The 18,634-nt window shown below is 66.5% G+C and carries 19 protein-coding genes; 7 read left to right on the top strand and 12 right to left on the bottom strand.

Annotated elements, in window-relative coordinates; genetic code table 11:
* Positions 1-65: 65 nt before the first annotated feature.
* A complete protein-coding gene (locus tag GGR13_RS16865) occupies positions 66-653 on the bottom strand; it encodes an IPTL-CTERM sorting domain-containing protein (protein ID WP_183213842.1) in 588 nt (195 codons plus the stop codon).
* A 332-nt stretch (positions 654-985) separates the two neighbouring features.
* On the opposite strand from GGR13_RS16865, the gene GGR13_RS12290 reads away from it, so the two are divergent.
* On the top strand, positions 986-2,386 hold the full coding sequence (locus GGR13_RS12290; RefSeq protein ID WP_183213841.1) for an alpha/beta hydrolase: 1,401 nt from the start codon (positions 986-988) through the stop codon (positions 2,384-2,386).
* Positions 2,387-2,428: 42 nt separating this feature from the next.
* Here the strand turns inward: GGR13_RS12290 and GGR13_RS12285 are convergent, their stop codons facing one another.
* Positions 2,429-2,812 (bottom strand): hypothetical protein, encoded by a 384-nt coding sequence (locus tag GGR13_RS12285; protein ID WP_183213840.1) that lies wholly within the window; start codon positions 2,810-2,812, stop codon positions 2,429-2,431.
* Between the two features lie 413 nt (positions 2,813-3,225).
* On the opposite strand from GGR13_RS12285, the gene GGR13_RS12280 reads away from it, so the two are divergent.
* Positions 3,226-3,984 (top strand): carbonic anhydrase, encoded by a 759-nt coding sequence (locus GGR13_RS12280; RefSeq protein WP_183213839.1) that lies wholly within the window; start codon positions 3,226-3,228, stop codon positions 3,982-3,984.
* Between the two features lie 226 nt (positions 3,985-4,210).
* On the opposite strand, the gene GGR13_RS12275 is transcribed toward GGR13_RS12280, so the two are convergent.
* From GGR13_RS12275 to GGR13_RS12230, 10 genes are all read right to left on the bottom strand, one after another.
* Positions 4,211-4,816 (bottom strand): IPTL-CTERM sorting domain-containing protein, encoded by a 606-nt coding sequence (locus GGR13_RS12275; protein ID WP_183213838.1) that lies wholly within the window; start codon positions 4,814-4,816, stop codon positions 4,211-4,213.
* A 317-nt stretch (positions 4,817-5,133) separates the two neighbouring features.
* A complete protein-coding gene (locus GGR13_RS12270) occupies positions 5,134-5,736 on the bottom strand; it encodes an IPTL-CTERM sorting domain-containing protein (protein ID WP_183213837.1) in 603 nt (200 codons plus the stop codon).
* A gap of 205 nt (positions 5,737-5,941) precedes the next feature.
* Positions 5,942-6,418, bottom strand: a complete 477-nt coding sequence (locus tag GGR13_RS12265; protein ID WP_246347833.1) for a BLUF domain-containing protein — start codon at positions 6,416-6,418, stop codon at positions 5,942-5,944.
* Positions 6,419-6,536: 118 nt separating this feature from the next.
* The gene (locus GGR13_RS12260; protein WP_343060410.1) at positions 6,537-6,932 is read right to left on the bottom strand and encodes an HK97 family phage prohead protease; all 396 of its coding nucleotides are present in this window, start codon (positions 6,930-6,932) and stop codon (positions 6,537-6,539) included.
* 187 nt (positions 6,933-7,119) lie between these two features.
* Positions 7,120-7,344: a hypothetical protein gene (locus tag GGR13_RS12255; protein ID WP_183213835.1), complete on the bottom strand. Its 225-nt coding sequence runs from the start codon at positions 7,342-7,344 to the stop codon at positions 7,120-7,122.
* A 22-nt stretch (positions 7,345-7,366) separates the two neighbouring features.
* On the bottom strand, positions 7,367-8,527 hold the full coding sequence (locus GGR13_RS12250; protein WP_183213834.1) for a phage portal protein: 1,161 nt from the start codon (positions 8,525-8,527) through the stop codon (positions 7,367-7,369).
* 34 nt (positions 8,528-8,561) lie between these two features.
* A complete protein-coding gene (locus GGR13_RS12245) occupies positions 8,562-9,776 on the bottom strand; it encodes a DNA-packaging protein (RefSeq protein WP_246347832.1) in 1,215 nt (404 codons plus the stop codon).
* Complete coding sequence (locus GGR13_RS12240; protein WP_183213832.1) at positions 9,724-10,134, bottom strand: hypothetical protein; 411 nt, start codon at positions 10,132-10,134, stop codon at positions 9,724-9,726. The genes GGR13_RS12245 and GGR13_RS12240 overlap by 53 nt, the downstream gene beginning before the upstream one ends.
* A gap of 121 nt (positions 10,135-10,255) precedes the next feature.
* Positions 10,256-12,640, bottom strand: coding sequence for a PAS domain S-box protein (locus GGR13_RS12235; RefSeq protein ID WP_183213831.1), 2,385 nt, complete (start codon positions 12,638-12,640; stop codon positions 10,256-10,258).
* A 49-nt stretch (positions 12,641-12,689) separates the two neighbouring features.
* On the bottom strand, positions 12,690-13,172 hold the full coding sequence (locus GGR13_RS12230) for a YcgN family cysteine cluster protein (protein ID WP_343060385.1): 483 nt from the start codon (positions 13,170-13,172) through the stop codon (positions 12,690-12,692).
* A gap of 36 nt (positions 13,173-13,208) precedes the next feature.
* Between GGR13_RS12230 and GGR13_RS12225 the strand changes: the two genes are divergently transcribed.
* From GGR13_RS12225 to GGR13_RS12205, 5 genes are all read left to right on the top strand, one after another.
* Positions 13,209-15,029 carry an ABC-F family ATP-binding cassette domain-containing protein gene (locus GGR13_RS12225; protein ID WP_183213830.1) on the top strand — a complete coding sequence of 607 codons (1,821 nt, stop codon included), beginning with the start codon at positions 13,209-13,211 and terminating at the stop codon, positions 15,027-15,029.
* 137 nt (positions 15,030-15,166) lie between these two features.
* Complete coding sequence (locus GGR13_RS12220) at positions 15,167-15,340, top strand: hypothetical protein (protein WP_183213829.1); 174 nt, start codon at positions 15,167-15,169, stop codon at positions 15,338-15,340.
* A 690-nt stretch (positions 15,341-16,030) separates the two neighbouring features.
* Complete coding sequence (locus GGR13_RS12215; RefSeq protein WP_183213828.1) at positions 16,031-17,068, top strand: ABC transporter substrate-binding protein; 1,038 nt, start codon at positions 16,031-16,033, stop codon at positions 17,066-17,068.
* A complete protein-coding gene (locus GGR13_RS12210) occupies positions 17,061-17,834 on the top strand; it encodes an ATP-binding cassette domain-containing protein (RefSeq protein ID WP_183213827.1) in 774 nt (257 codons plus the stop codon). Before GGR13_RS12215 ends, GGR13_RS12210 begins: the two co-directional genes overlap by 8 nt.
* A complete protein-coding gene (locus GGR13_RS12205; protein WP_183213826.1) occupies positions 17,831-18,589 on the top strand; it encodes an ABC transporter permease in 759 nt (252 codons plus the stop codon). The genes GGR13_RS12210 and GGR13_RS12205 overlap by 4 nt, the downstream gene beginning before the upstream one ends.
* Positions 18,590-18,634: the final 45 nt, after the last annotated feature.

The following is an 18,634-nucleotide window of genomic DNA, read 5'->3' as shown; positions in this document are numbered from 1 at the left end:
TAGCGGAAATGAAAACGGCCCCGCCGTCGCCAGCGGGGCCGTTCCAAACCCGAGTGAAACGTTGCTTACGTGATCAACTGCCGCCGCTGGATGTAGAGTGCAGCTCCACCCGCCAATGCCAAACCGAACAGGATCATCGCCCACTCCGACAGGGTCGGGACGGGGGCAGGTGTGACCTCGGTCGCAGTGAATATGAGATCAAACCCGGGAAACGTGGTGGCAAAATCAAACAACAAGGTTCCTCCGCCGTAGACGTCCGAGGTGGCGTGCGCCATATTCGCATTGTCGAATATGAATGAATACGAATTGCCAGCCACGATGGGCAACGGAGTCTCAAGCGTTATTGTCTGAAGACCTGCGAGGTTGTTACCTGTGTCGATCAGCGTCACGGCTTGGGATGAAACCGGTGTCCCAATGGCGCTGGCGGTCCCTGACCCTAGCCCGCCATTGTAGAAGCGGACGGTCGTTGTCCCGCTGGTGCGGGGGCGAACCTGGATTTGGGTGAGCGTCCCCGTCCTGGTCGCGGTGAAGCTCTGACCAATACCGCCACTCGTAACTTGGCTAGTGCCCGCAAGTTGGGAAATGGTCTGGGCGAAGGCTAGTCCCGGAAGCCAGACGGCGAACAGGACGAGGATAGCTAAGATACGTTTCACGTTGCGCTCCAAGGGTCGCGCGTCTCTCATAGACGAGCGATATAGCCACGCTTAATGGGATCGGCGAATGTTTGCTACCGTACATTTTGGGGGACTGAGGAACTGTACGAGCGTCTGCTTCGGGTCGGGATCGGACATGACCTAGCAGGCAGAAAACGGACATTCGATCCGACGCCCGAAAGCGGACCTTCTAAGCCGCCGCTAGGGGTGGTTAGCGGACGTTGGCCTTCGAACCTGCCCTATTGCGAAAACTTAATGCCGAGAGGTGCATCTGTCGGCGGCGCCTGAAGGCTCTTCTGTCACGACATGACAGTCGTGCCTCGGGGATCCACATGACGAAGACCACCTACCGCGCAAGCGCTCGCCTAGCCCTTGGGGCCTTGATCGTTGCGATATCGTGCGGCACCGCCCTTGCCGAGGATGTGTTTACCCCCTGCGGCGACAGCGCCCTGGCGGGCTTGGCAGGCAGTCTCTGCGCGGTCAGTCACATGCCGCTCCGGCCGAATGATCCGGAGGCGGGCGCCGTGAATCTGTTCATCAGAAAATTCCCGTCGGCCAGCGGGACGACAACCGGCGAGATCTGGCTCATTGCCGGCGGTCCGGGTGAAAGCGGGGCGTCCTTCTACCCGTTCCTCGATACGTTTCGCAGGGCGTTCCCGGACCGCGACCTTATCGTCCCTGACCATCGCGGCACGGGTTATTCCACCCGGCTCTGTCCGGCCGAAGAGGCCGCCGACAGTCCGGCCGGGCCGTCCCTGACCGACGACGAATGGGGATCGTGCATCGGCAGCATGTACCGTGATGTCGAACGCACCCACGCGTTCACAATCACCAACGCATCACATGATCTGTCGCAGATCATCACCCGGTATCGAGGCGACGGATCGGTTCAGGTCTACGCCGTCTCCTACGGCACGCAGCTCGTTCTGCGTATGTTGCAGGCCGCTCCCGTGCCGTTGGATGGCATCGTTCTCGACGGTCTCGTTCCCCTCGAGTCATCGCCGGAATGGGATCTCAGCCATCGGACGAAGGTCGTGGACAAAGTCGGTCGCAACCTGCTCAGCCCCGCCCAGGCCCACGCCTACGCAGCGCTTCTAAAGACACCGGACCTGGACGCGCTCGTGGCTCCCAGCGCACCGGGCGGCAATTTGCGTCAGTTCCTCGGAACTCTCCTGAATTTCCCGGATCTGCGCGACCAGATCCCGGCTGTCTTGTCGGGATTGGGCGAGGGCGACGCTTCCCGGCTCGTGCAGGTCCGGGCCGAGCTCAATGCCGCCTTTGAGCCCTTTGGCCGATATCCGCAGTCGTCGCCCGCCTTGCCGCTCGTCTTCCTGATGAATGCTTCCGAGAACAACGGGCGTCGTGATCTGACGGCCAATGTGGTAGAGGCGGAAGCCCGCGACGCCCTGTTCACCAGTCCGCTGCCGGGATTGCTCGTCAGCCCCTCCGCGCCCCTCTACGACCGGGACGCCTATTTCGGCCGACCCGCTGTCGCGTTGCCCCGCACCCTGGTTGTCCACGGCACGCTTGACCCCAACACGCCTTACGAAGGAGCCGTCGATCATGCGTCCGAATTGGCCAAGGCCGGCGACGTGACGTTCGCGACCGTGGTCGACGGGGCCCATATGCTGCCTTTCGTGGCCCCCGAATGTTTTGTCCGCATCGTTTCGGCGTTCGACGCCCGAACAGAAGTTCCGAGCTCGTGCGCGTCTCGCCCTCAACGAAATCATTGAACGCATGCTGAGCCATTGAACGCCTGCAAGACAGACATGCCGTCAGCGAGCACGCCTGCGATGGGGCCAGAACAAGCCGTAGGCGAGGGCGACGAGAAACAGCGCCTGACCTGCATGCAGCCAGTTCACTGAACTACTCCGGCCCGCCAGTAGTACGAGCAGGACCAGGACAGCAAACGCCGCGAAGATCTTCCTGCCCGAGCGGTTGGGAAAAAGGACGTTGGTCAATCGCCAACTGGCGATCATGCCCAGACAAGTGGAAACCGCGGCTTCGGCTGCAAAGCGGGGCCAGACGTAGCCAATGGGCTCGAGCAGGGTCGAAACAACCCAGCCGACGCACAAAGCGGCCACGACGTATGCCGCCAAAGCGACCGCGCTCGCCGCGATCTCATGCGCGACGGAGGAAACTCGGAGTTGGTCTGTCACGAGATCTCGCAGGAGAGAGCCCGTTGGATGCAACACCCTGGCTGGTGGAGCAACAAGCGTCTTCTATGGGTCGAGATCGAACATCACCGGGCAGCCGGAAACCGGACATTCGCCTGATCGTCCGAAAGCGGACTTTCTGAACTCCCGCTTGGGGGTGGAAAGCGGTCATCGGCCAGAAATCCGGGACCTCTCCCCGGGACACACCCCGGATGCCACCACAGCGCCTCGCCGTCATCGGCTGGGACAGCCCGGATCAGTGACATCGCCACGGCGAGATCCGCGTTGAGGCGCGATCGCGGGCAATCCCCGGGACCGACCGGCCGCGGTCACGCAAGACTGACGTAGAGTTGATTGGTCTCAGTGTCAGTGCTCATTCAGACAGCGGTCAACTGTGTTGATTTCGGAGCATTGTCGTGTCGCTGGACCTTTCTCGCCGTCGTCTGTTCCAATGTGCATGCTGCCTGCCGGTCGCCGGCGCCGCGGGCGGGGCCTTCGCAGGCATGCCGTTCAGGGCGATTGCGGCGGACCCGACGGCCCCGCGCACGACCCTCAATCCGGATCAGGCGCTCGAACTCCTCCGCGAGGGCAATCGCTCCTTCAACACCGACAGCCCGATCCGCAGTGTCACGGGCCGTGCGCGACGGCTGGAGCTGGCCCTGAGCCAGGCGCCGTTCGTGATCCTCGTGTCCTGTTCGGACTCGCGAGTGCCACCCGAGCTCCTGTTTGGTCGGGGACTGGGCGAAATGTTCATCGTCCGGAACGCCGGCAACACGGTCGACACGACGGCATTGGGCTCCATCGAATATGCCGTCGCACAACTCGGCGTGCCGCTGATCGTCGTGATGGGGCATCAGAGGTGCGGGGCGGTCAGTGCCGCCGTCAGTGTGGTCGAGCAGAACGCCTTCTTCCCCGGCGCGATTGGCGCGATGATCGAACCCATCGTCCCCGCCGTTCTGACGGCCAAGGCCCTCGACCAGGGTGACCTCACAGAGAACGCCGTCCGCCGCAACATTCAGCGCACGGTTCACCGGTTGAGAACCGCTTCGGAGCCACTGCTCCTGGACCCGCTGGCTGACGGGCGGCTGAAGATCGTGGGCGCCTATTATTCCCTCGAGGATGGTGCCGTTGATTTCTTCGATACCGAGACGGCTGTTTCCCCTCCGCCCGGATGATCGCGGCCGGATCCGGCCAGAGGGTCCCACGGGTCGGAAACGGTCAAGGACAGACCGGTCGAGACTTCGCCCCGGACACGCCCCGAACGACACGCGGTTTCCCCACGGTTACACTGTTTGCCGGTCCCGGGAGCCGACGTTCCAGAGGTCAGCAACGGGTGGACAGCGGACATGAAAACGGCCCCGCTGGTAACAGCGGGGCCGATATCAGATCCAGAAGCGTGGCCTAGACAGTCAACTGTCGCCGCTGGATGTAGAAGGCAGCCGAACCCGCCAGAATCAGCCCGAACAGGATCAGCGCCCATTCCGACAGAGTTGGAACTGGGGCCGGAGCAGCGACTTGCACGACTTCGAAATTCAGGTCGATCGTCCCAGGATCGGTCGTGCCCGCAATGAAGGCCATCCCACCCGGATAGACGGGTCCGCCACCGGTCAAGGACGCCTGGTCAAACGCGAAACTGTAAACATTGCCTGCCACGATCGGCAGGGGTGTTGAAAGCGTGACGGTGTTGCGGGCCGGGGTAGTATTCGCCAGATTCACGCCTGCCTGGCTATAAAGCGGCGTGCCGGGTCCGCCTGCCTGGCCTGTACCCGTTCCGTTGTAGAGCCGGATGGTCGTGGCGCTCGAGGCGCTCGCTGCGACCCGGATCTGCGTCACGGTTCCAGTGACCGTCGCTGTGAAGGACTGGCCGACGAACGTCTGGCTACCAAGATTCCCGCTCTCAGTCAGGTTGGCTGAAATCGTCTGAGCCGATGCCGGGGCGGCGAGAATCATTCCGAAACAGGCAATCAACAGGAGGCTAAAGGCACGAAGCGTGGAACCGTTGATCATGTTTATCTTCTCGTTAAAAGAACGCCGTTCCCGTTGTTAAAGGAAGCTTGGCCGTCGTCAAACTGTTTCGCGAATTGCTTCTGGGTGGGAGGCTTGTTCTTCATGGATTTGGGAAGCGCGCCCACTTTCTCAGGAATGCAGACCTCTTGAAGTTTCGCTACAGGTCGGGAGCAGACAGGACCTGGTAGGCGGAAAGCCAACATTCGATCCGATGACCGCAAGCGGGCCTTCTGAACCGCCGCTATGGGTGGTTCGCGGACATAAGAATGGCCCCGCAGTTGCCTGCGGGGCCGTTCATGGCCTCGAGCGAATGTCGCTTATGCCGCCATGTGCCGGCGCTGGATGTAGAGCGCGGCCCCGCCGGCCAGCGTCAGGCCCATCAGGATCATCGCCCATTCCGACAGGGTGGGCACCGAAGCCGGCGGCGCGGCCACCGTGAGCGTATAGCTCTGACCGACGCCGTTGCCCGAGTTGACCTCGTGGACAACGACCACCAGCGTCTGGCCGGCCGGAACGTTGACGCTGAAGGTCTCGGACGGCGTAGACTGGCCAGGATCACCGAGATAGTTCGCCTGAATGTTGGACGGGTCGAAGCTTCCCAGATAGGCCACGACGAACAGCAACGCTGCGGTCTGATCCAGCCTTATTGTATAGCACTGTGTCGACCCGGTGCTGTTGACGAATGAATAGCTGTCGTAGGCGCGCGCGCCAGAGTTGGTGAAAGTCCCCGGGTTGGCTTCGGGCGCTGCGCAGGTGCCCCCCGGAAGAAGCCGGTTCAAACGTCCCGACTGGGTGGTCGCATTGTCCAGGGTCGCTGTGTTGACCTGGGCGAGAGCGGCGCTCGATAGTCCCGCGGCGAGCAACGCTGCAAAGCCCGCGACCCTGTATGCACGGCCGCGCGACTGAAATTTACGAAGCAATTCACTCTCTCCCCAGAATCTGCGCCGGCTGATCTATCAGGTTCCAATCGGCTGACAACCGGCAAACGCCGGTTTGGGAACGTCGCGCTGATCCGCCACGGCGGCGTCCCGATGCGCGGCCGGCTCCGGGGGGCTCGATCACGCCAGGGGTGACAATCGGACAGTGGCCATAGCCGCCGCGGCAGCCTGAAAGACCCCGCCAGAGCTAGATCAGGGGATAAAGGGATGTACCCTCTTCGACCAGGCCCAGTAAGATGCCGGTAATCTGAGCCCCGCTTCCGACGTCGTTGATCAGCCTGAGGGACTGCTCCGCCAAGGGCCGGATATTCGGTCTGGCCATCGCCCAGTTCGAGAAGATGCGGGACGAGGTCGGCCATCTTCCAAGGACAGTGATGTCGGTATGCCGCTTGTCGGCATTCAGACTGTCCATAAGCGCGTCGACATGTTCGACCTCGCCCTCGATGACCTGAACGAAATGACCGTCCGGATGGGCGAGGCAGCCGGTCAACCTGCGTCTTCGGTTGTTGAAGACAGCCGTCCTGAAGATTCTATCGAGCTCTTCGATATTGCCCGGATGGAGTGTCGATCGGCTTCTATAGACCGTGCGTACGAGAGGACTTGCCACAGTGAAGCATACTTTCGAGGCGAGTTGCCCCGGATCCAAAGGCACGCGCGCAAGCATAATGTCCAGTCTTATAAACTTTGGGCAATAACCTGGAAGCTTGGCAGTTTGATCTGGGTGTCACTTGCCGCGTCCAGGCAGGGAGAGCGCGATACCTGCAACGGGTCCAAAGCCGTCCTCACCCCACCACCCCGAACCGCGCCTCCGGCAGCATCGGGAAGGTCACCAGCGACACCTCCCACAACTCCACCGCCGACAGCACCCTCAGCCGTCCGTCCCGCCTGGCCTTCGCCGCCCGGAACCCGATCGACAGCCCGTCCAGCGCCCCCGCCCGGCTGAGCGCCGCCGCAAACCGCGCCTCGGCGGACCAGTCCGCGATCCGCCCCCGGACGAACAGCCCGCGCGCGTCCTCGACGATCGCTTCCCACACCCCCACCACCGCCCGGCCCTCGTGCTGGTGCAGCATCCGCACGCCGCCTGCCCCGGTCCGGGCCAGGCTGTCGGCGAACGCCCCGCGCGCCACCACATCGCCGTTCAGGTCCGCCACCCCCCACACCGACGCATAGCCCTGGATCGGAAGGCCGCTCCCTCTCCCCTTGCGGGAGAGGGAGACCGCACACGGCGGCGCAGCCGTCGTTCTGGTGCGGTCGGGTGAGGGGTCACACAGGTCCTGGCGGTCAGCATCGCATGACCCCTCATCCGACCTCGCTGCGCTCGGCCACCTTCTCCCGCAAGGGGAGAAGGCTCCGGTACCCCCCCCCTCATCCCGCCTCCAGCCGCCGTTCGATCCGCTCCACCGCCGCCCGCGTGGCGATCCCCTGTTCCTCCAGACGCGCCAGCCGCTCGGCGACCAGCTGCTGCTCCGACACCCGGGTCTCCAGCGTCGCGATCCGTGCCGCGGCCCCGCCGGCCCAGACCAGCCCGCCGATCGTCTGGATCACCAGGGCGACCGCCAGTGCCATCGGTATCCGCTTGATATCGCTCATTCCGTTCTCCCGTTTCATGGTCTCAGGATCCGATCCCCGCCATCCGCCGCCGCTCGGCGTCGTCGAGGAAGGTCGCCGCATTCAGCCGGGCCCACAGCGCGTCCCGCTCGGGCTGCAGCGCCGGCACCCCGTCCAGGTCCGCCTCGATCCGCACGCCCGCAAACCGCGCCCCCAGCCACCCGCCCAGCGCCCCGGCGGTCTTCCTGACCAGCGGCACCACGGTCCCGCGCCAGAAGGCGGCATTGGCCTCGCGATAGTTGGCATAGGTGGCGTCGCCCGGAATCCCCAGCAGCTGCGGCGGCACCCCGAAGGCCAGGGCGATCTCGCGCGCGGCGGCATGTTTGCCGGCGATGAAGTCCATCTCGGTCGGGGTCATCGACATCGGCTTCCAGTCCAGCCCGCCTTCCAGCAGCACCGGCCGCCCGGCATTGGCGCTCCCAGAATGGGTGGCCGCCAGCTCGGCCTTCAGCGCCTCGAACTGTTCGCCGGTCAGACGCTCGCCATTTTTCGACCCATAGACCAGCGCCCCCGACGGCCGCGCGGCATTGTCCAGCAGGGCCTTGTTCCAGGCCCCCGACGCATTGTGCACATCGACCGCAAAGGCCGCCGCCTCCAGCGGTGAAAACCCGTAGTGATCGTCCGCCGGATGAAACAGCTTCAGATGCATCACCGGCATCCAGCCATCGCCCGCACGTCCGATCCGGACGAACCGTCCGTCGACGGAATACTCATAGCCCTGGGCCCAGCCGCCCCGGCCGGGAATGACCTTCATCCGGTCGGGCCTCAGCGACCACAGCTCCTGCGGTCCTTCGTCTCCGACCGCCTCGACATAGGCATTGCCCGCCGTCTGCAGCGCCCCATACAGCCCTTCCAGCCACTCGGCCCCGGCCTGTTCCGGATTGGGCCGGGCCAGCAGGGCCGCCAGCGGATGCCCGTCCGCCCTGACCCCGTTCTCGAACACCGTCAGCGGCGTGGAGGCCGCCGCCTCGGCGATCATCCGCACACAGCGATAGACCACCGGGTTCTTGGCAAACCCCTCGCTGGCCAGGCTGGCATAGTCCCGCGGCGTCCAGCGCGGCCGCCCCGCCCCCGTCAGGGCGATCAGCGGCCCGACCCGGCTGTCCTTGATCTCGGGCGCGCGGGTTCGCCCTCCCAGGCCCGAAGGCCACGGCAGTCTCGGCATCGGCCTGTCCCCTTGTTGTCGCTAAAGGCGGCGCTCACAGCATCCGGATGCGCGGCCCGTCAGGGTGTCCCAGCATCAGATGGCTCAGCGCCCACACCAGGGCGTCCGCACGGTCCGGACTGTGCCCGCCCGTCTCGGCCCCCAGGGCCATCATCTCTTCTTCCAGCGCCGGAAAGGCGTCGCAGTGGACGACCCGCCCCTGTTCATACAGGGCGGCGATCGGCTCGGCCCGCATCCGCTTGCCCCGGCTGGCATGGACCAGCCGGATCGACACCGGACACCCGGCCTGGACCAGCACGGCGCGGACCATCTCCCCGCCCTGGTTGGCCTCGGCCACGATCTGGTGCGCCTCAAAGGTGGTGGCCGTCTCCGCCACCCGCCGGGCCCAGCCCTGCGGCGACAGACCCCGGCAGCTGTGATCGGCCAGCACATAGCCCACCCGCTCCCGCCGCCCGGCCACCACGATCCCGCAGGCATCGCCGTGCGCGCTCGCGGGCGGATCGACCGCCACGACTATCCGGTCCAGCGTCGCCGGCCGGTTGCCCCGGGCCCGCGCCAGATCGGCCGCGCTGAACAGGGCCCCGTCGTTCTCGACGACCAGCCCCTCCAGCTCCTGCTTCTCCAGGCGCGTCCCGCCATAGAGGTCCTGCAGATTCTCCAGAAACCCCGGCGACAGATGTTCGGCATTGGCCCGGGTCGCCGCGCGCCGGACATGGGTCCCGGCCTCGGCCATCAGCCGCCGCAGCGCCGGAATGGGCCGCGGCGTCGTGGTCACGATCAGCTTGGGCATCCGCCCCAGCCGCATCGCCAGCCTCAGATTGGCCAGCACCGCCTCGGGATTGCGCCAGGCACAGAATTCGTCGGCCCATCCCCCGTGGAACTGGGGGCCCCTCAGGCTGTCCGGGTCCTCGGCGGAAAAGCCGTAGGCCAGGCTGCCATTGTCCCAGACCAGCCGCTTGCGTCCGGCTTCCCAGCGTGGCCGGCACCAGGGAGCTGACACCGCCAGCACCCCGGACGGCCCCTCCACCATCACCTCGCGCACATCGTGCAATGTAGGTCCGACCAGCGCCAGCCTGACACCTGGATACCTTGCGGCGACCTTGGTCAGCCAGGTCGCCCCGGCCAGCGTCTTGCCCGATCCCCGCCCGCCCAGCAGCAGCCAGGTTCGCCAGGCCTGCATCGGCGGGATCTGATGGCTATGAAGGCCCCGGATCCAGTCCGTACCCTCCGTCCGGGTGCGGTCGCTCAAGGCCTGCATCCAGGCATCCGCGCTCCACCCAGGCTCGCACATGCTCGAGACGGGATCGCAGGGATCCGTCGATCCGCTCGCGGGCCTCGGCGCGGGATTCATCGGGGTCGTCGTCGTCACGCATCTCGTCCTCTCGATCCTCGACACGGGTTCCGGGTTTCCGACGCGCGGCCGCGACCATCCGGGCGGCACGCGCGAGGTTGTAGATGGCCCGCGCCCGGCGATCGATCTCGGCCGTATCGGCGGGTGTCTTCGATCTGACGGCCAGGTGTCCGAGCGACTCGTCGGCGACGCCCTTGAGCGTCGTCATGTACGCCTCCAGCCAGATCTCGTTGTCTCTGTCGGTATTTCCGGTCATGCCGAAAACTACCCGACCAGCGACCCTGGGCTGGAAAGTCGGGTCGACAATCTGTCGGCGCCCTGAATTGGCACGTGTTTCTGGCCTCGGCGCGGAGCGTTCGCGCCGACGTACGCGCGGATCAGGCGGCCCGGGACGCTTCTGCGAGACCGCCCAGCGTTTCTGCGACCTTGATCAGCAGTTCGGCGACATGGATCGGCTTGCCCAGATGGCCGTCCATCCCGGCGTCCAGGCACTGGGTGATCTGTTCGGTCTGCACATTGGCCGTCAGGGCCAGGATCGGGACCGCCCCGGCCGGTCCAGGCAGGGCACGGATGGCCCGCGTGGCCTGGATCCCGTCCATGACGGGCATCTGGACGTCCATCAGGATCAGGTCATAGCCCCCGCCGCAGGCCGCCTCCAGCGCCTGCCGACCATCGCAGACGGTGTCCAGCCTGACGTCCTGGGTCGCCAGGATGGCGGACACCAGTTCGCGGTTGGCTGGGGCGTCATCGGCCATCAGGATGCGCGCCCGCGCCGGCAGGGCGACAGGCTCGGGCTCTGCAGCCCGTCCCGCCGGCTGATGCTCGGCCACCCCCACGGGAATCTCGATCGAGAACCGTGATCCGGATCCCGGCGTCGATTCCACATCGATCTCGCCGCCCATCAGGCGCACCAGCCGGCGCGAGATCGACAGGCCCAGCCCCGTCCCGCCATAGACCCGCGTGGTGGATGCATCCGCCTGGCTGAACCGCTCGAACAGCAGGGCCATCTTTTCCGGCGCAACGCCGATGCCGGTGTCCAGCACGGAGAGGCCCAGCATGCCGCGCCCGCCCTCGCCCGCCCGCCAGCCGGCCGACAGGGTGACAGAGCCCTCCGTGGTGAACTTCACCGCATTGGACAGCAGGTTCAGCAGCACCTGCCTCAGGCGGCCCTCGTCGCCCACCAGGCCGGCAGGCATGTCCGGGGCAATCTCGACCCGAAGATCCAGTCCCTTGAGCCCGCACTGAGCCTCGACGATGTCTGCCGCACCGCGCGCCAGGGCCGAGGGATCGAAGGCGGTCTGGTCCAGCACCACACTGGCCGCTTCCAGCTTGGAATAGTCGAGGATGTCGTTGATCACGCCCAGAAGCGCCTTCGACGACATCGCGATCCGGTCGGCGTGGCGGCGCTCCAGGTCCGGCAGCGCCTGACTGGCCTGCAGGAGCTCCGAAAAGCCGATCACACTGGTCAGGGGCGTCCTGAGCTCGTGGCTCATGTTCGCCAGGAACTCCGTCTTCGACCGGCACCCCGCCTCGGCCCGGTCCCGCGCCTCGATCAGTTCGGTTTCCAGCGCCTTTCGCTCGGAAACGTCGCGAATGACGACGACCAGTTCCTGTACGCCGCCGTTCCCGTCGGGAACCGGCTGGAGATTGCCTTCCACCCAGACGAAATGCCCGGCCTTGTGCCGGAGCCGATACTCCATCCGCTGGGTGCCCTGCCCGGCCACGCCGCGCTGGGTCGCGGCCCACAGGGCCTCGTGATCATCGGGGTGGACAAAGGCCTCACTCGGTTGCGCCGCCATTTCCTCGGGCGTCCAGCCGACCAGCGCGTGACAGGCCGGGCTGATGTAGATTCCCTGCCCGTTCGGCAGGATCCGGGTGATGACGTCCCCCATATGGTCCGCCAGCAGGCGATAGCGCGCTTCGGACCGGCTCAGCCGGTCCAGGGCCTCGCGCTCTTCCGTGACGTCCCGCATGATCCCGAACAGTGCGGCCGGCCGGCCGGTCACATCGGTTTGCACCACCGCCTCGGTCGCCACCAGACGCCGCGCCCCGTCGGTCCGGTCGATCGGCGTGACGAACTCATAGCCCTGGCCGGCCTCCACGGCCGCCTGGATCAGGCCGTTCAGCCGCGCGCGGTCCTCTTCGGGATACAGCGCCAGGATGGACTTGCGATCCGGCTGGAAGGTTTCCCGGTCCAGCCCGTGGATCCGGTAGATCTCGTCGGACCAGGTAATGGTCGAGGTTTCCAGGTCCACATGCCACTGACCGACGCCGGACACGGTCTCGGCCATGCGCAACATCTTCAGCTGGGCCGCCTTGGCGCGCAGCCGCTGCTCCTGTGCCACCGCATCACCGGCCATCTCTGCCAGCAGCCGGAGCTGGGCGACTTGGGAGTCGCTCGGGGGTGCGCGATCGACCACCGTGTCCATCACGCTCAGGGCACCGACCGGAATCCCGTCGGGGGTACAGACTGTGGCCCCGACAAACCACCGCACGAAAGGCGCGCCCCTGACAAACACATGATCGCATCCGTGTGCGTCCAGGGTGGCGTCCGGAATGAAGATCAGGCCGCCCGGTCCCTGCTTCGCCAGCTGGGCCCCCATGCTCTGCTCGCGCGGCAGGGTAATGACCTCCAGGCCGGACTGTCCGCGCAGGACCGCCCGGTCCTCGTTCAGGAGCGTGACGAACGAAAGCGGCGCGTCGAAGATGGCGGCCGCCAGGGCCGTCACCTTGTCGAACGAAGACTGTGCACTGTGACTCACGCTTTACTCCCCCACGACCCAGGGTTCGCATCGAATCAGAAATTATCGGTTAGCGCCCGCGTTCGACAGCAAATTCAGGTGCTTCAAAATCGACGGCATCTTCGGGCACGGCCAGGTCCAGCTCCGAGATCGTCTGCCCCCGGACCGAAACCCCGGCCGTGTGCACCGTCTCCGGATCGCCCGACACCAGATGATGCCAGTCCGCCAGCCCCCGGCCCTCGCTGATCCGGCGATAGGCGCACGACAGCGGCATCCAGTGCAGCGTCTCCACATTGCCCGGCGTCAGCTTCACGCAATCCGGCACATGGACCTTGCGGTTGGCATAGTCGCTGCAGGTGCAGGCCTGGCTGTCGAACAGCTTGCAGTGCACCCGCGTCGGGAAGACATCGCCCGTGTCCTCGTCCTCGAAACGGATCAGGCAGCACAGCCCGCACCCGTCACACAGGCTCTCCCATTCGGTGCGGGACATCTCCTCCAGACGCTTGGTCTGCCAGAAGGGGTTGGTTGCGGGGGCTTCAGGTTCTACATGCACGCCTTCCCATAGCCTCCCCGGCTCGCGAAAGCATCCATGGCTCCCCGTCCTCCTCTCGTCGCCCTCAAGGATGTCCGTCTCCAGGACGGTCAACGCCCCCTGTTCGACGGTGTCGACCTGGCCATCGAGCCACGCACCCGGTCCTGTCTGGTCGGCCGCAACGGCGCCGGCAAGTCCACCCTGATGAAGGTCGTCATGGGCCTGATCGAGCCCGACAGCGGCACCCGGTCGATGCAGTCGTCTGTCCGCTTCGCCTATGTGCCCCAGGAGCCGGTCATCGCCGGCGACACCCTGCTGGACTATGCCACCTCCAACGAGGCCGAGCCCTGGACCGCCGAGGCCTGGCTGACCACCTTCGGCATGGACCCGGCGAAGTCGACCAGGGGCCTGTCGGGCGGCGAGATCCGCCGCGCCGCCCTCGCCAAGGCCTTTGCCGAAGAGCCCGACCTGCTGCTGCTGGACGAGCCGACCAACCACATGGACATCCTCGCGATCGAGCTGCTCGAGACCGAGATCATCAGCGCCCGCTGCGCCGCCCTGATCGTGTCCCACGATCGCGCCTTCCTGAACCGCGTCACCCAGTCCTGCCACTGGCTGGAAGGCCGCAAGGTCCGCACCCTGAACAAGGGTTTCGACGCCTTCGACGAATGGGCGGCCAAGACCATGGAAGAAGAGGCCATCTCCTTCCAGAAGCTGACCAAGACCATCGAGCGCGAGACCGCGACCTTCTACAGCTCGATCACCGCCCGCCGCAGCCGCAACGAGGGCCGCGCCCGCTCGCTGGACGCCCTGCGCGCCGAACGCGCCGAACAGGCCAAGGACCGTCCGCGCGAGCTGAACCTCGGCGTCGATTCCGGCTCGACCTCGGGCAAGCTGGTCGCCGACCTCAAGGGCGTCACGAAAGCCTTCGGCGACCGCGTGGTCATCAAGCCCTTCACCAGCCGCATCCTGCGTGGCGACCGGCTCGCCATCGTCGGCCCCAACGGGGCGGGCAAGACCACCCTGGTCAAGATCATGCTGGGCGAGCTCGAGCCGACCGACGGCACCGTCAAGCTGGGGGCCAGCCTCGAGACCGTCTACCTCGACCAGTCCCGCGAGGGCCTGCGCTCGGACATGACCCTGTGGGACGCCCTGACGCCCGGCGGCGGTGACTCCATCATCGTGCGCGGCATCTCCAAGCACGTCGCGGCCTATGCCAAGGACTTCCTGTTCACCGAGGCCCAGCTGCGCCAGCCGATCTCGACCCTGTCGGGCGGCGAGCGCAACCGCCTGCTGCTGGCCCTGGCCCTGGCCAAGCCCGCCAACATGCTGGTCCTCGACGAGCCGACCAACGACCTCGACATGGACACGCTCGACAAGCTGGAAGAGCTGCTGGAGGCCTATGACGGCACCCTGATCCTGGTCAGCCACGACCGGGACTTCGTGAACCGCCTCGCCACCTCGACCATCGGCATGAACGGCCGTGGCGACATCGTCGAGACCCCCGGCGGCTGGAACGACTTCATCCGCCAGAACCCCGGATTCCTGAGGGACTCCGTCTCCAGCGACGCCGGCACCGCCAAGCCCAAGGCTGAGGCCGCACCGGCCCCGGCTCCGGTCGCCACGGCGCCGACCAAGGCGGCCAAACTGTCCTTCAAGGACACCCACCGCCTCAAGGAACTGGACGCCCTGATCCACGCCCTGCCCGCCGACATCGCCGCCCACGAGGCCCGCCTGGCCGACGTCAATTTCTACAGCCGCGACCCCGCCGGTTTCGCCTCCACCATGAAGGCCCTCGACGCCGCCCGCGCCAGGCTGGAAGCCGCCGAGGAGGAATGGCTGGAGCTGGAGAGCAAGCGCGAGGCCCTGGCGGGTTAGAACCGTGTGACGGGCACCGCAACATGCGATCCGCACGCCTTTGTCGGGAATGAATCGTCACCTGCAACTCTTGAAACCTTTGTGATCTAGCCCGATCTGGACACCATCTGGACTGAGTGCATGCGAAGATGACAGCGATGAAGATGACATCCGACGCCGCCCTCATCACGGGACCCGACCTGCTGCGCATGTACGGCAGCTGGTCGCAGATGCTGGCCCACGGTGACGTTCGGCCCGATGGCACCATAGTCATCAAATCCAGGCCGAAGACCGTTCGCACGTCTGTTCCGGCAAGGCGTGCTGACATCTGACTGCGCTGAGCATGGCATTGGCGCTGCCGTCGTTCTGGTCGCTATCAACGCCATACCGTCCAGCGCCACGGAAACTGTGGACAGCACAAACCGCTGATCAGCCTGCATAAATCTGCTCCGTCCACAGAGCGACATTCACTTGTCCACCGGATGGTGCACCGGCTGGACCCCGGCAAACGAAACAGCCCATTGCGGGTTTAGAAAATCGGAGCGAACCTGACTTTGCCGAGGGACACGGCGGCGCGGAAACCTAGGGAGACCGGGGTTTCAAGCGGGTCGGTCCGGCTCTCTGATCGAGAGATTTTCTCACAGCGCCTCCGGGTGATGCGGGACAAGATCGAAGCAGGGTCCAGGCTCCCGACGACCGCATCTCGGTGCCGGACGTCACGGAGAACCAGACCGGGATCGATGGACGCCGACGGGGCGCAATCCCCGACGAAACGCCAGCGAACCTGAGCCGCCAGGATACAGCCGACCGTCGCCGGGTTCGCCTGCCGACGAAGACGCCAGGGTCCGGAACCTCAATGGCCAAGTCCCAACCCGGACTTGGCGGGGGGACGAAGCAAGCCGGCTTGCCGGGGCGCCTCGTCCCCCCGCTCAATTCGGGCCCTGCCCGGGCGATCCGGGCGCGGCCAGATGCCCCCGGGGCGTCGCCTTCCCATGACCCCCGGACGGCCCTAGTCTGTAACCATGCAGCGTGGCGCGATTCCCTCTTCCCTCATCAGTCGTCGCCTCGTGCTTGCGGGCGGTGTCGCCACGACGGTCACGGCCCTCGCCGCCTGCTCCGACGCCAATGCCCCGCTGGACGAGCAGGGCCGGGTCCGCATCCGCTTCGCCACCGACTGGCGAGCCCAGGCCGAGCATGGCGGCTTCTACCAGGCCCTCGCCTCCGGGGCCTATGCCCGGCGCAACCTGAACGTGGAGATCATCCAGGGCGGACCGGGCGTGAACGTGCCCCAGCTTCTGGCGGCCGGAGCCGTTGAACTGGGCATGGGCTCCAACAGCTTCATTCCCCTGAACCTCGTCGCCGAGGGTGCGCCGGTAAAGGCCGTGGCCGCCTTCTTCCAGAAGGACCCCCAGGTCCTGATCGCTCACCCCGATCCCGCCCTGACCGGGATCGCCGACCTTGCCGGTCGACCCTTCCTGCTGGCGGATGCCTCGATCACGGCCTTCTGGGTCTGGCTCAAGGCCAAATTCGGCTTCACCGACGATCAGGTCCGCAAATACACCTTCAACCCGGCCCCCTTCCTGGCGGACGAGCGGGCGGTCCAGCAGGGCTATCTGACGTCCGAGCCCTATACGATCGAACAGGTCGGTGGCTTCGCGCCCCGGGTCTTCCTGCTGGCCGATGAGGGCTACCCCTCCTATGCCACCATGGTCCTGTCGCCCGATGGCTTCGCCCGCGACAATGCCGAGGCCCTTCGCGCCTTCATCGCCGCCTCGGCCGAGGGCTGGCGCGACTACATCAAGGGCGACGCCAGTGCCGCCGATGCCCTGATCCGCCGGGACAATCCGGACATGACCCAGGACATCCTCGATCAGGCCCGCGAACAGATGAATGCCAACGGTGTCGTCGATGGCGGCGATGCGGCCCTGTACGGTCTCGGGGCCATGACCGCCGAACGCTGGCAGGCCTTCTTCGAGGTCATGGCCGAGGCCGGCGTCTATCCCCAGAACCTGAACTGGCGTCAGGCCTTCACGAACGCCTATCTGCCTGGCCGTGGCTAGTCCGCTTCCGGCGTCCCACGGCTCCGATCTTGCGGTATCCCTTACCGGAGTCACGGTCAGTTTCCGCGGGCGCCCGCCCCTCGGCCCCTATGACCTGACCGTCGCCCGGGGCGAGATCGTGGCCGTCGTCGGCGCGTCCGGGGCCGGCAAGTCCACCCTGCTGCGCCTTCTGGCCGGGCTGGAGACCCCCTCCGGCGGGTCCGTCGTCCGCGCGTCCGGCGGAACCACCGGCTTCGTCTTCCAGAGCCCGACCCTGATGCCCTGGGCCGACGCCCTGACCAATGTCACCCTGCCGCTCGACATCGCCGGTGTCCCCCGCACGGAGGCGCGCCGGCGGGCCTCGACGGCGCTTCAGGCCGTCGGTCTCGGAGACCGGCTGACCGCCCGTCCGGGCCAGCTGTCGGGCGGCATGGCCATGCGGGTCTCGCTGGCCCGGGCCCTCGTCACCGACCCCGACCTGCTGCTGCTGGACGAGCCCTTTGCCGCCCTGGATTCCATCACCCGTCGCACCCTGATCGAGGACCTGCACCGGCTCTGGACCGCCCGCCATCCCGCCATGGTCTTCGTCACCCATGATGTGGAGGAGGCCGTCTATCTGGCCGGACGGATCGTCGTACTGGACAGCCGGACGGGCCGTCCGGTCGCCGACATCCCGTCTCCGGGCCCCCTGCCCCGCCCGGACCGCTGGCGTGCCGATCCCGCCTATCGCGAGGCGGTCGAAGCCGTCGCCGCGGCCCTCGCCTCGGCCATGGACCCGGCCCGATGAGCCGGTTTCTGGCCCCCCTGATCCTGATCGCCCTGCTGCTGGCAGGGTGGGAATTGCTGGTCCGGACCCTGGGCGTTCCGACCTATGTCCTGCCCCCGCCCAGCGCGATCGGTCTGGCCCTGATCGACCGCGCGCCGGTCCTCGCCGGGTCGGCGCTGCAGACCTTCTGGATGGCACTGCAGGCCCTCGCCGTCGCCGTGGTGCTGGGCGGCGGACTGGCCGTCGCGATCTCCCTCAGCCCCATTGCCGAGCAGGCCGTGCGTCCTCTGGCCGTCACGCTCCAGGTCACCCCGATCGTGGCCATCGCCCCCCTGGTGCTGATCTGGGCCGGTCTGGACAATGCCGACAGGGCCGTGGTCGCCCTCGCCGCCGCCGTGGCCTTCTACCCCCTGTTCAGCGGCGTGCTCAGCGGCCTGAAATCCGCCGATCCGGACCTCGAGCGGCTGTTCGACCTGTACGGGGCCAACCGGATCCAGCGACTGCTGCGCCTGCGCCTGCCCGCCGCCCTGCCCGCCTCGCTGGAGGGACTTCGCGTCGCCACGGGCCTGGCCGTGATCGGGGCCGTCGTGGCCGAGTTCGTGTCCGGCTCGGGTGCGACCCAGGGGCTGGCCTGGCGCCTGCTGGAGGCCGGCAACCGACTGCGGACCGCAGAACTGCTCGCCGCCCTCGTCTGCCTTGCCGGACTGGGTCTGGCGCTCAACGCCGGGGTCGAGGCCTTCGAGCGGGCCGTTCTGCGCCACGGACACCGTCGTTAGTCAGGGGTTAAGTGGCTTCACTGTAGGGTCGTCGCGCGTTCCTGT

Origin of the sequence: Brevundimonas variabilis, assembly GCF_014199945.1 — a bacterium.
Classification (GTDB): domain Bacteria; phylum Pseudomonadota; class Alphaproteobacteria; order Caulobacterales; family Caulobacteraceae; genus Brevundimonas; species Brevundimonas variabilis.
The sequence above is the reverse complement of the archived record's forward strand: the minus strand, read 5'-3'. Positions and strand labels throughout refer to the sequence as shown.